Genomic DNA, 11,896 nt, shown 5'->3' with positions numbered 1-11,896 from the left:
CCCGTGACGGTTGAGGACCTGCCCGCCGACATGGTCGATGAGGGGCTGCTGGTCGATGACGTCGAAGAGAACGTCGCCACCAGCCCAAGCACGCCGCGCCGGATCTACGCGTACACCCACATCGGTTACAGAGACATTCCTTGGGAGCGGGAGACGCCGGCTGGCACCGTCAGTGGAGTCGGTCGAATCAAGGTCGGCACCACCACCCGCCCCACGATGGTTCGGATCCGGGAGCAACTGATCACCTCCTTCCCCAACCTCGAAGGCGTCGAGGTCCTCCTCGACGAAGAGGCAAAGCGGGAGAACGGCACCTACTTCGGCGACGCGCCGGTGCACCGAGCCCTGAAAGACGCGGGCGTCCGCCGGTACGCAGGGGAGTGGTTCGAGGCCACGCTAGATGAGGTCAAGGCGTCGATCGTCGCCGTCCGGCACGGCCAGGCACTGATGCCGGGCAGGACACTTGACTTTCCGATGCGGCCCGAACAAGACCAGGCGGTCGCTGTGACCGCTGGCTACCTGACCGCGAACGCCAAGAGCAAGACCGGACGCGCGACACGGTTCTTGTGGAACGCCAAGATGCGGTTCGGCAAGACCTTCTCCACCTATGAGCTGGCGCGCGAGATGGGCTGGCAGAGGGTCCTCGTGCTGACCTACAAGCCCGCCGTTCACTCCCAGTGGCGCGACGACCTGACCATCCATGTCAACTTCGACGGCTGGCACTTTGTCGACCGCGATGCCGACGCCGAGACGATGTCCGCGCTGGCCGCAGGTGACGAGCCGCTGGTCTGGTTCGCGTCTTTCCAAGATGTCATGGGTCGCACCGACGAGGGCACGGTCAAAGACCGCAACCAGGTGCTGTACGACATCGCCTGGGACTGCATCGTCCTCGACGAGTACCACTTCGGCGCATGGCGCGAGAGCAGCCGAGAACTCTACGACCCCGTCGAGAGGGCACTCGCCGAGATCGAGGAACCGCGGGACGGGGTCACCGAGGCCGACCTCGGGCTGCGTTCGGACAACTACCTGTACCTCTCAGGCACTCCCTTCCGGGCTCTGAGCGACGGCGAATTTCCCCCCGAGGCGGTCTACTCCTGGACCTACACTGACGAGCAGGCCGCGAAGGCTGGCTACGACGGCCCTGACCCCAGCCCGTACGCCGATCTCCCCACCATGGAGATGTACGCCTACCAGATCTCCGACCAGACCGCCGGTCTCGCTACCGAGGTCGGCGCCGACGCGTTCAGTCTCTCGGAGTACTTCCGCGCCACCAAGGTCAAGCGTGGTGCCCGCGCCGACGCACCCGGCGCGTACGAGTTCGAGAACCCCACCCAGGTCTCGGAGTTCGTTGAGATGCTGCGTGGCAAGTTGGTCGGGAACATCAAGACCCTCCTACGGGGTAGCAAGGATGTCCGCTGGCCGTATGAGGACGCCACCCTCAAGAAGGCCGCCAAGCACTCGGTCTGGTATCTGCCCGACGTCGCCGCCTGCTACGCCATGCGCGACATGCTGGCCGATCACCACATCTTCTCCGAGTACGAGATCGTCGTGGTCGCCGGAACGACCTCTCCGACCGGTGCCGCCGCGAAGCCACTGGTCACCAACGCAATCGCTCATGCCGTCCAGGATCGCAAGGCTGGGACTATCACGCTGACCTGCGGGAAGTTGATGACCGGGGTGACGATCAAGGAGTGGGGCGCGATCTTCATGCTCCGCTCCCTGCAGGCCCCCGAGTCCTACTTCCAGGCTGCGTTCCGGGTCCAGTCACCATGGTCCAGCAGGGAGACCGGCGACAAGCTCGTCGTCCACAAGCCAACCTCCTACATCTTCGAGTTCGACCCGAACCGCGCCCTGGGGTTGGTCGCTGATTACGCGCTGCGCATGGCCGCCACCGGCCCCGAAGGCGAGACCCGCACGACCGTCTTCGGCAAGCTGCTGCGCTACCTGCCGATCTTCCGTCTCGAAGGCGGAACCATGGCGCCGCTCGACGCCGACGAAGTCCTCGACATCGCCACCTTCGGCGTGGGCGCCAAGGCACTCGCCCGGCGCTGGAACGACGCTGCTCTGGTCTCGGTCAACGAGTTCACCATGAAGGCGCTCCTCGACCACCCGGACCTGGTGGACGCTCTCTCGCAGACCGAGGACTTCACCAATCTGGCCCAGTCGGCATCCAAGATCGTCACCGCCACCGACGTCCTCAAGAACGCCCGCCGTGAGAAGAGAGACCTCGACCCCGACGAGAAGAAGGAGGTCGACGAGGCCGCCAAACTGCGCAAGAAGGTCCGCGAGGCACTCCAGAAGTTCTGTGCGAAGGTGCCGGTCTTCATGTACGTCACCGACTACCGCGAAGAGTCTCTGGTCGACATCATCACCGCAATCGACTCCGACCTCTTCACCCGTGTCACCGGTCTCACCGTCGAGGACTTCCAACTCCTTAACCGGCTCGGCGTCTTCAACGCCGACCGTCTCGACTCCGCGATCTACCAGTTCAAGAAATTGGAAGAGAAATCGCTCCACTACGCCGATGGAGAATCCGCCGCTGTTGCTCGTCGGAGGATCGGGCTGTGGGGTCGCACCATTGAGGACGACGGCGAACCAGCCATTGGGGATGACGAGGCGCGCGTCCCCGCAAGCCCATAGCCCGGCCCAGCCGTCGCCGGCTCCCGCGTGGGCGCGTTCGGTGATGGCGCTCGCCGAAATTTCCCAGGGGCGCTCGGCAGAACTGGGGAGCTTCAGCTGAGCGCCATCAACGCAGTTCGTCCCGCAGGGCATGTCGATGTGCTCTGGGACAATCAGAAGGTCTCATAACGGTGCCGACTCGAAGTCGATGCGAGGCTCGGAAGCGCGCCACTGACCCAGCGCGCGTTGAGCCAGCTGGTCCTCCAGACGGCTGGTCGGCTGCCGGCGGCAGTAGGCGATCTCCATCGGATCCTCTTCTCAGATTCCGTGCGTGTCGGCGCCGGTTGATCACGGAGCGTCGGGGCGAAGAGGGGTCAATTTTCGACCGGCGTTGACAGTGCGCAGATCGGATGGTCCCTCGTTCCCGGCGAGGGGAGCCGGAGGACGTTGAGGCTTCGCCGGGAGGCCAACGCGGGTTTCTAGTCTCCGTGGATCGACGAGGGCAGCGGTTGTGTGGGAGCTCATGTGGCGATACTCGAGCTTGCTGCCCTTGCGCAGCGGGCAGAATATCGGGCTTCCAGTTGCCACCTATGAGGCGTAGCCATGAGCGGGACTCTGTCCTGTGGACGGCGCCGTCCTGTGCCGCAACACTCCAATCTGACCTTATCGAGAGGGACCGGAAGGCCGCGTGCCGAACATCGCGTGAGGCTCTCGAACCTCATGACCCATGCACCAACCCGAACCAACAGGCAACGTTCCTCCCCCCAGACCGTGCAGCGCCGCGACCGCGGAAGCGGCGATCGCGGCAGCACTCGTGGCACTACTGGCTGCACGGATCGCCTCCGAGACTGGCGCCGGGACAGGGACCATTCGTTCGGCGAGGATATCGGCGGGGGAGACCCAGACGACGTCGCGGCCGGAGGCCGGCGCCGTTGCCAGGCCGGCCTCGACGTCGTTGTGCGCCCGGCGGGACAGGGCCCGGGCCGGCCCGATGAGGTTGGGTGCGTCGGCCTTCTCGGCGACGACCACCGCGAGCTCGGAGCCGCCCTCGATCGCGCGCAGCGTGGCGGGCACGGCTTGGGGGAGCGCTGGGCGTATGGCGATGACCTCTGGGGTAGCGAGGACGGTCTTGTCGTGGGTGATCTGGCGATACGCGGCGCGAACCTCCGCGGCCGCGCGAGCTAGCGGCTCCTCGAGGCGGGCTCCTGGGGGAGCGAGGTCGCCCCAGCGGCTGGCTAGATTGCTCCAGGACCGCCCTGCCTCGGCGATGGCGGGGATCAGGCGGTCGGAACACGCGAGCACACCCGCAGTTGCGGCGGCGTCGACGAGGACCATGCTCGCGCCGGCGATGAGCCCCTGGGTGCGGGTGATCAGCAGGACGTTGGACGGTTCGAGATCCCGGGCCAGCGCGCGGTGGGTCTGGATGTCCCAGTTGGCTAGTGCTTGCGCCAGCCGACTGGGGTCGTCGACGGGTCGCATCGCCTCGCCTGCGAGGGCTTGGGTGAATCGGTCGGTCAGGTAGCTGCGGGCGGTGTTCTCGCAGGCGGACATCCGGTCGACCCAGACGCCGGTGGGTGCGATCGCGTAGGGGGAGTGGTGCTGTGCCAGGTGGATTTGGCGTCCGGCGCTGCGGGCGTCGTTGACGCGGTCGCGGCCGTGCTCATGGAGTGCGACGTTGACGGCGTGGGCGGTGAGGTAGAGGCCGTGCATGATCCGGGTGCGTGCTGCCTCGAGGTCGCGGTGAGCGGCGGGCTGCTCGTGGGGGATCTCGGCGCCGTAGCGGCGAACCAGGGCCGCGGCGTTGAGGAAGGTCTGGGTCATCTGGTCGATGCGGGGGCTGGTCGGACCTTGACCTGGCCACGCCGTGCGGCCGGAGAGGCTGGTCTCGATGGTGGCGGCCTGGGCGGAGAGGCTGGTGATAGGCCGGTCGCGCTCGTCGACGCCAGGACGTCGACCGGGCAGCGATACCCACAGGTCCTCGGCGGCCGCAACCATCGTCGGCCAGCTGCGCAGCAGGGTGCCGGCAGCGTCGCCGTCGACGTCCATGAGGAGCTGACGTGCGAGGTAGTCGACGTCGAAGAGCATCTCGCCGACGCTGCGCACGTCGCGCGAGGTCATCGGGATCTGGTTGACGTCGAAGAGCGCCTCGTCGATGTCGGCGTACGCCAGGCGTATGTCAGTAGCCAAGGCCGCGGGCTTCCCGGATGAGGTCGCACAGGTCGAGGACCAGCTGGGAGCCGTGCACCAGGTCGGGCCGGTGCAGCGGCAGGGGACGGGTCAGCTCCTCGGCCTTGGTGAGCAGCTGCAGCGGCGTGCGCTCCTCGAGCTCCTCGTCCGCGTCGACGTCGGGCAGCACGTAGTCGTCGGGCAGCAGGGCACTGGCCTGGGAGTGCGCGAGATAGACGCCGAGGCCGAGGTCGTGCAGCGGCGAGTCGGCGGTAGCCCGGTCGGCGTCGCTCCATACCTGGTTGGCGGCCTGGTGCAGCAGGAGGGCGATCGAGCCGAGGCGGTCCCAAGTGCCGTCAGCGTTGAGGGTGTCCACGGGTGTTCCTTTCGGTTGGAGGTCGGTCTGGCCCATGAACCCACGTCCGGGTCGGTCCTCGCTGCGCTGAGCGGGGGCTGTGGATAACTCGGGGTCGTGTCGGTGGCTGGGCACAAACTGGTCTCGTTCGCCGATGTCGTTCGGCGGTTGCCGGACGATCACCGCGAGCAAAGTCAAGAGATTCGCACTAGTGCTGACAAATGGAGGAGGGTCGTGATGATGAGGTTCCCGATGACCGTGCTGAGGGTGGTGACGCTGGCGCCGGCGCTGCTGGTGAGCTTCGTCCTCACCGTGGTGGTGTGCGCCCTGCTCCCGCCGGTCCTTGGCCTGGTGGCGTTCCTGGCCGCAGCTGGTCTTCTCGTTGCGCTGGCGATCGGCCAGCTCGAGGTGCCGGCGATCGCGGCGCTGACCAGGTCGCGGCCCGCGACCGCAGCTGAGCTCCAGGTGATGGCGCCCGTGCTCGCCGAGCTGGGCGGCCGCGGCGTCGACGTCGGCGCGCTGTTCGTACGCCGGCGTCAGGGGCCGAGCACCCCGGTGGCGGTGGCAATCACGGATCGCGCCGTAGCGGTCAGCCCCGGACTGGTCGACGCCACCTACCGCGGGGGAGTGACCGTTGCGGAGGCGGCGGCCGCGATGGCTCATGCTGTCGGCCGGCATCGAGCGGTCCGGCCGCGGCTGGAGCTCGCTGTGCTGGCGGCGACGGCGCCGTGGCGGCTGGTGGTCGCGATGTTCCGAGGCGTGGGCAGGGCCTTCGCCTGGCTTCCGTTCATGCGGTTGGCGTGGACGCTGCGGGGTGTCGTCGGGGTGATCTGCATCGTGCAGTCGGTCGCTGAGGGCCGGGCGGCGCCGGGGATCTTGGGCGGCGCGGTGATCGCCCTGACCTACCTGGTGCCGGCGGCCGGCCGGCGGATCGAGGCACGCTCGGAGGCCGCGGACGACGAGCTGGTGGTCTCCCTCGGCCTGGGTGCCGTGCTGGCTGGTCTGCTTCGGCGTCATGGGCATCCGATGACGCTCGAGCGGCTGCAGCGCCTGGAGACGGTCGTTGAGCAGCCTGAGCGGCCGCGGCTGCACCTGGTGCACGGCTGACGAACGCTCTCGTGCCGCTACAGGTCCGCGGGGCTACTCGTCGTCCTGGAAGCCGGACGTGGAGTGGTGTACGCAGCCGCGGCCGTTGCCCTGGTGCGGCTTGTGGTTCATGCACGGCAGCGACCCCAGCTTGTGGGAGCAGTCGACCCAGCGGACCGTCGTGCGGCCGGGGCTGTGGCTGGTGTCCGCTGATGCGAGTGCGGTAGCCATCGCGACCCTCCTAGCGGCGCGGGCCGCGGCGGCGGCCGAGCTGGGGTCGCTGGTAGGCGGCCGTGTCGGTGTGGTCGTGCTGGCGGCCGGATCGGTGGACCTGCGCGATCTCGGCGTCGGGGGAGGGGCCGGTGTCGGCGGCCGCGGCCAGGGCGGCGGCCTCCTCGGTGGCCCTGATCTCCTCGGCGCGCTGCCGGGCCTCTTCCTCGAGCGCGGCTTCCTCGCGAGCGTCGTCACTCATGTGAACTCCCATGGATCCCGTGGACCGGCACCGGCTGCGCCAGTCCTTGGTCTCCTAAGTGCGACCCGGGGGTGGGAGCGATCACTTCGGCTGATCCGTGTTTGCGCTCCGGGCCGCTCAGGCCGGCTGCGCAAGCAGCGTGGCGCCGAGCAGCTGCGCGGTGTGCTCGAGGAAGGCCAGGGATCCGTTGGCGCCCGGCCTGTCGCAGCACGGGTGGGTGTCGAAGCCCGCGTCGACGACGATGCGGTGCAGCTGGCCACCGCAGGCACGACATCGCCGGCCGGCGTGGGTGGGGCAGTGGTCGACCGCCACGGCGCAGGCAGGCACGCCGCGGGCGGCGGTGAGCTCACCTGGTGGTCACGGTCCCAGTCGCGTCGCTGACGCAGCAGCGCGGCGGTCTGTTGCCACAGCCCTTGCTCGAGGTGCGCCGACGCCGTACGACCGAGCGCCTGGTCGGCCGCGGCCTTGAGCAGCTGCTCACCGCCGTCGAGGACTCGTTCGTCGACACCACGGGCGTAGCACCACCGGGCCAGCGTCTTCGCGGCCATCGTCAGCTGCTCGTCCACGACCTGTCTCCTGGCTCTCAGCATGTGCCCCAAAGGCCGCGCTCAGCGCCCTGGGCATCGTCGGCGGCCGCGGAGTACGACTCTTCGCGGGCGAGCGCCTGGCCGGCTTCGTAGCGGCGGGCGGCACCGCCGGCCAGGAGCTCGCGGGCAACGTCGCGGCCGTCGTGGTCGACGTAGCGCAGCAGCCTGTCGTAGCGGTCGCGGTTGGGCTGGGCGGTGTCGGTGACGAGCTCGACGGTGCTGCCGACCGGCGCGATCTCCTCGAGCAGGTCGGTTGCCTGGTCGGCGTAGCACTCGGCCGGTTCCGGTGGGTGGGCGACTTCGGGGGCGTCGATGCCGAGCAGGCGTACTCGGCCGAGCTGGCGGCCGCCGTGGGTCTCGACGCGGATCGTGTCGCCGTCGACGACCGCAGTCACACGCACCTGGGTGGTCGTGCCCTCGGCGGGGTCGTGGCCTGTCTGGGCTCCGGGCAAGGCGGCCTTGATGCCGCCGGCGGTCAGCGCGACGATCGCGGCTGCGGCCAGGCCGATCAGGGCCTTCACCTGGCGACCCTCAGCTGCGCACGCTCACCGGCACTAGGGATCGCACGCTGCTGCTCGCGCAGCCCGGGGGAGCGGTAGCCGCTCTCGGGGACCTGCTCGTCGAGGTCGACCAGGCCCGCGTGTGTGCTGGCGGGCTGCCCGGGGAGATCTGCGGCGATCTTCGCGGCCAGGTCCCGCAGCGGCGGGGTCTTCTTCTCGATGCGCCGGGTCGCCTGCAGCACCGTGGTGTGGTCGCGGTCGAAGTGGCGGGCGATCGCGGGCAGGCTGTGGCCGTGCTGGCGGGCGGCGGTCATGGCCACCGCACGGGCATCCGCGGCGACCCGGCTCCGGTCGGCACCCAGGAGGACCTCGGGTGTGGTGTTGAAGGCCGCGGCGGCCGCCACCACGGCGAGCTCGACCGGGCCATCGGGCTGGAACGTCGAGGCCGGCGGCTGCTGGTGGAGGCTGACCACGTTCTCCTCGCCTCGGGGGAGGCGGGCGGTGTAGCGGCTGTTGACGTGCTCGCTCACCCGGGCCGCGGCGTCGGCCAGCCGGGCCGTTCGGCGGTGCGGCGGACGGCATGGATCACCGAGCCGTGGTCCTTATTGAAGTGCTCGGCGATCGCCGGCAGGGACAGGCCGGTCTCGCGGGCGGCGGTCATGGCCACCGCGCGGGCATCGCTGATCGGTCGGCTGCGCTCGGCGCTGAGGATCGCTTCCGGGGTGGTGCCGAACATCGGCGCTGCGGCGTTGATGGCCAGCTCGCACACCCCGGCGGGCCCGGTTGTCGACGCCACAGGCATGCTCTGGTCGACCTGGACGATCAGCACCGTCACCAGGGATCGCAGCTGCTCGGCATCGAGCGGTGCGATCAGGTCGGCGACCTGGTCGTGCTGGCCGCGGCCGGCCGCGTCGAGGATGAGGCCCGCCAGCTGGCGGCCGCCCTGGTCGAGGTCCATGACTCCCCCTACCGACTCGGGGACCTGGTCGTCGGGAGCGATGCGCTCGGGACCGGGTCCCGGCTCTGCTCGGCCATCCGACGGCGGGCGTTGTCGGTGATCTCGCTGGCGATCCCGGCCGACTCCCGGGCGCTGGCCGCGGCGTGGTCGACGACGTTGCCGAGCAGGCGCACGTCCTCGTCGGCGCGGCCGAGTTCCTTGCCGGCGGTCGCGATGCTTCGCTCCAGGCTGACCGGCTCCAGCAGGCCCAGGGCAGTGACGTCCCGGCTGGCCCGGTGCGCGGTCTCGACGTGCTGGGCGGCCAGCTGGGCGACGGGCTTGGCCAGGGCCACCATCTCGCCTACGACCGCGATACGCGGCTTGAGTTGGGCGACCTCGCTGGCGATGACGGGATCGGAGGTGTCGGCCAGGTCGAGGAGGTTGCGGGCATCGGTGACCGACTGCGAGGCGCGGTTGAGGTGCACGAACAGGTCGCGGGTGAGGTCGGGCATGTCGTTGCACCGCGTGTGCAGCCGTCCCAGGTGCTCGCCGGCGGCCTCGAGGTAGAAGGAGCCGCGCTCGGACAGCTTGGCCTTGGCCGAGTCGAGCTCGGCGTCGTCGAGCACGCGGAGAGCGGAGCCGATCGTCTCCTGGAGTTCCTCCACGACCCAGCGGGCCCTGCTCACGGCCTGCTCGGCCTCGAAGACTGCGTCGGCGGCGCTCAGGGTGGTGTCGGTGGTCATGCCGACTCACCGCCTTCGGTTTCGGGCGGGGGAGCGGTGGGGGGCGGCAGAAGTTCGCGGAGTCGATCGAGCGCAGCTAGGGCCTGCTCGAGATGTGCGCGCACGTCCTGAACCGGGTCACGGTCGGCCGCGGCGGACGGGGAATCGGTGGGCGTGCTCACGGGCAGCTCCTAGGTGGACCGGGGTCATCTCTCAGTCACCAAAGGAAGGTCGACCCGTCGGGGCGATCACCCGACGCGAAGAATTCTCAGGGCGGTGTCGGCGGACCGGGTCAGGGTTGGTCCCAGGGCATCGACTCCTGGCCGTCGTCGTCGCCCTGGCCGGTAATGTGCGCGGTGGCGTTCCGCGCGGCGTTGAGGTGCTTGTGCAGGTCGACCGCGAGACCGCGGGCCTCCTCCAGGTGGAGGCGGGCGACGCCGATCGCCATCGCCGGGTCCGACTCGTCGGTCATCGCATCCATGTTGAGCACCTGGTGAGCCAGGGCCTGCTCGAGGGTGCTGGACAGCTGGGAGAACGTCTGGGGGGAGCGCGGCCGCGAGGTCGGCGAACTCCGCCAGCTGGTCGGAGTTTCGGACGGGATCTGGTCCCGTTCCCACATCGTGGCGCGGTTGAAGCCGTAGACATTCTGGCGGGCCGCCGTCGCATGCCCGCTCGCTTCGAGCTGGTCGTTGTCGTCCACCAGGTGGCCTTCCTGCCGAGAGGTTGGTCTTGAGTCTCACGGATCTCGCCGGCGTACGCACGCCCGCCGGCGGGGGCTGTGGATAAGCCGCAGGGGTTCTCACCGAGGTCCCGGGGCGGAAGACTGAGCGGCCATGGATGACCACGCGGCCTTGTCGCACGGCGGGTAGCGCTCGCCGGCGCGGTCTCATTCAACGCTCCGGCCGACGTCGAGACATACCGGAGGCTCACCGCGGCGGTGGAAGTGCATCGCCCACACCTCGCCGCAGCTCGAGGACGGCGACGTCGACGAACTGCTCGACGGCCTGGCCGACGTCGCCCCACCGACTCCACTGGGACAAGGCGTTGCCGAACTGGAGGCAGTCCTGCGCCGTCAGGCTCGCCGCCAGCTGGCGACCATTGGGATCCGCGGGGGAGAGGCGTCCACGGGCAGCTGTGCTCCTCCACGACGTTGAGCGGAAACATCTAGCGACGCGGGCTGCCGCGGTCGGTGTCGGAAGCTGGCGGGAGCTCACGTCGGCGGCGGCCGGCGCCGAGTCGACGGGATGCCTGCTCGGGCTCCGAGGAGGCACCGACGGCCACAGCCTCGCGGATGTAGCGGTCGAAGCCCGGCATCGTGAAACGAACCTCGCCGCGGCCGGCAGGTTCGATGATCCCCTTGTCGATCAGGCGCTCTCGGGGAACGCCCAGGGCCTGCGTCGGTCGGCCGAGTTGTGCGGCGATTTCCGCCCGGGTCACTGTCGGCGTACCCGCCTGGGCCATCACGGCCATGATCTGCCTCTCCAGTTCGGTCGCGGCCGCCCACCGAGCGGCGTACATGGATGTCAGCTGGTCATCGGCCAGCGGCAGGCCGGCGTGGACCTGGTCGATGTCGAGCACGTCGCCAAGGGCTGAGGGCCGGGCCGCCTCCCACGTTGCATGAGCGAGGACCTGGAGCAGATAAGGGAAGCCTTGGGCTTCGGCTGCGACCACCTGCAGCGCCGCGGTCGTCCACGTGACACCCAGTTCGGCCGCAGGTTCTGCGACGGCGGCGGCCGCAGCGGCGGGCTCAAGCCGGGGGAGAGTCAAGAAGGTGCTGCGCTCACCGAATGTGGCGGCGTTGACCAGGACCCCTGGCGTCGACGGCAGACCGGCGCCGATGACGGCGAAGGGGTTGTCCTCGCGTCGTCCGGCGAGATTCTGCATCGTGTTGAGCAGGACCGCTGAGTCATCGCGGGTCGCTGCGTGCAGCTCGTCGACGAAGACCACGAGGCCGGCGCCGCCTCGGCTTCGGATCTGGGCGCCGGTCTCGTGCAGGAGATCCTCGAGGGCCGAGATCTGGGCGCCTCGCTGGTGCGCCCTCGGGTCGGAGCGGTCGGCGGCCGCCGTGGCGCTCACCTTCACGACGCTGGACAGGCCAAACTCGACACCGATGCTGTCCAAGCGCAGGCGCCAACTTCCCCTGTCGCTTCGGGGGAGGAAGTCCGCGGTCTCGATCGCTTTGCCGACACGGCTCACCAGGTCGGGCAGGAACGGCGCGTTGCGGCGGCAGGCCACCCACGCGGTGATGAATCCGTGGGCCTCGGCGTCGCGCTGAGCGTCGCGCAGCAGAGACGTCTTTCCGACCCCGCGCGGGCCTAGGAACACTAGAAGAGGGCCGCCCATCTCGCCATAGGTGCCGATCCGGCCCAGGTAGCCTCTGATCCTGTCCTGCTGCAGTTCCCTGCCGGCCAGGACCCGCGGAGGTTCGCCCGGGGCGTAGGGGTTGGGCAGCATC

Annotated in this window: 13 protein-coding genes; 2 read left to right on the top strand and 11 right to left on the bottom strand. The window is 69.4% G+C overall.

Translation table 11 applies throughout. From position 1 onward, the window contains the following. Positions 1-3: 3 nt before the first annotated feature. Positions 4-2,637, top strand: a complete 2,634-nt coding sequence (locus ACAX67_RS15650; protein ID WP_370704800.1) for a hypothetical protein — start codon at positions 4-6, stop codon at positions 2,635-2,637. Positions 2,638-3,279: 642 nt separating this feature from the next. Here the strand turns inward: ACAX67_RS15650 and ACAX67_RS15645 are convergent. Beyond that, on the bottom strand, positions 3,280-4,803 hold the full coding sequence (locus tag ACAX67_RS15645) for a hypothetical protein (protein WP_370704799.1): 1,524 nt from the start codon (positions 4,801-4,803) through the stop codon (positions 3,280-3,282). Further along, a complete protein-coding gene (locus tag ACAX67_RS15640; RefSeq protein WP_370704798.1) occupies positions 4,793-5,158 on the bottom strand; it encodes a hypothetical protein in 366 nt (121 codons plus the stop codon). Before ACAX67_RS15640 ends, ACAX67_RS15645 begins: the two co-directional genes overlap by 11 nt. A 231-nt stretch (positions 5,159-5,389) precedes the next feature. Between ACAX67_RS15640 and ACAX67_RS15635 the strand changes: the two genes are divergently transcribed. Next, a complete protein-coding gene (locus ACAX67_RS15635) occupies positions 5,390-6,244 on the top strand; it encodes a hypothetical protein (protein ID WP_370704797.1) in 855 nt (284 codons plus the stop codon). 33 nt (positions 6,245-6,277) lie between these two features. Here ACAX67_RS15635 and ACAX67_RS15630 read toward each other — a convergent pair whose 3' ends face one another. The 9 genes from ACAX67_RS15630 to ACAX67_RS15590 form a co-directional block, all read right to left on the bottom strand. Beyond that, positions 6,278-6,454 (bottom strand): hypothetical protein, encoded by a 177-nt coding sequence (locus ACAX67_RS15630; protein ID WP_370704796.1) that lies wholly within the window; start codon positions 6,452-6,454, stop codon positions 6,278-6,280. 10 nt (positions 6,455-6,464) lie between these two features. Next, positions 6,465-6,695: a hypothetical protein gene (locus ACAX67_RS15625; protein WP_370704795.1), complete on the bottom strand. Its 231-nt coding sequence runs from the start codon at positions 6,693-6,695 to the stop codon at positions 6,465-6,467. 117 nt (positions 6,696-6,812) lie between these two features. After that, positions 6,813-7,022: a hypothetical protein gene (locus tag ACAX67_RS15620; protein WP_370704794.1), complete on the bottom strand. Its 210-nt coding sequence runs from the start codon at positions 7,020-7,022 to the stop codon at positions 6,813-6,815. 256 nt (positions 7,023-7,278) lie between these two features. Further along, the gene (locus tag ACAX67_RS15615; protein ID WP_370704793.1) at positions 7,279-7,803 is read right to left on the bottom strand and encodes a thermonuclease family protein; all 525 of its coding nucleotides are present in this window, start codon (positions 7,801-7,803) and stop codon (positions 7,279-7,281) included. Beyond that, positions 7,800-8,312, bottom strand: coding sequence for a helix-turn-helix domain-containing protein (locus ACAX67_RS15610; protein WP_370704792.1), 513 nt, complete (start codon positions 8,310-8,312; stop codon positions 7,800-7,802). Before ACAX67_RS15610 ends, ACAX67_RS15615 begins: the two co-directional genes overlap by 4 nt. Continuing rightward, the gene (locus ACAX67_RS15605; protein WP_370704791.1) at positions 8,309-8,740 is read right to left on the bottom strand and encodes a helix-turn-helix domain-containing protein; all 432 of its coding nucleotides are present in this window, start codon (positions 8,738-8,740) and stop codon (positions 8,309-8,311) included. The genes ACAX67_RS15610 and ACAX67_RS15605 overlap by 4 nt, the downstream gene beginning before the upstream one ends. An 8-nt stretch (positions 8,741-8,748) precedes the next feature. Continuing rightward, positions 8,749-9,462 (bottom strand): hypothetical protein, encoded by a 714-nt coding sequence (locus ACAX67_RS15600; RefSeq protein ID WP_370704790.1) that lies wholly within the window; start codon positions 9,460-9,462, stop codon positions 8,749-8,751. Positions 9,463-9,733: 271 nt separating this feature from the next. Continuing rightward, on the bottom strand, positions 9,734-10,141 hold the full coding sequence (locus ACAX67_RS15595; RefSeq protein ID WP_370704789.1) for a hypothetical protein: 408 nt from the start codon (positions 10,139-10,141) through the stop codon (positions 9,734-9,736). Between the two features lie 464 nt (positions 10,142-10,605). Next, on the bottom strand, positions 10,606-11,895 hold the full coding sequence (locus tag ACAX67_RS15590) for an ATP-binding protein (RefSeq protein WP_370704788.1): 1,290 nt from the start codon (positions 11,893-11,895) through the stop codon (positions 10,606-10,608). Between the last annotated feature and the right edge of the window lies 1 nt (position 11,896).

The sequence above is a fragment of the Nocardioides candidus genome (assembly GCF_041321175.1).
GTDB lineage: Bacteria > Actinomycetota > Actinomycetes > Propionibacteriales > Nocardioidaceae > Nocardioides.
This window is presented reverse-complemented; position numbering and strand designations above follow the sequence as displayed.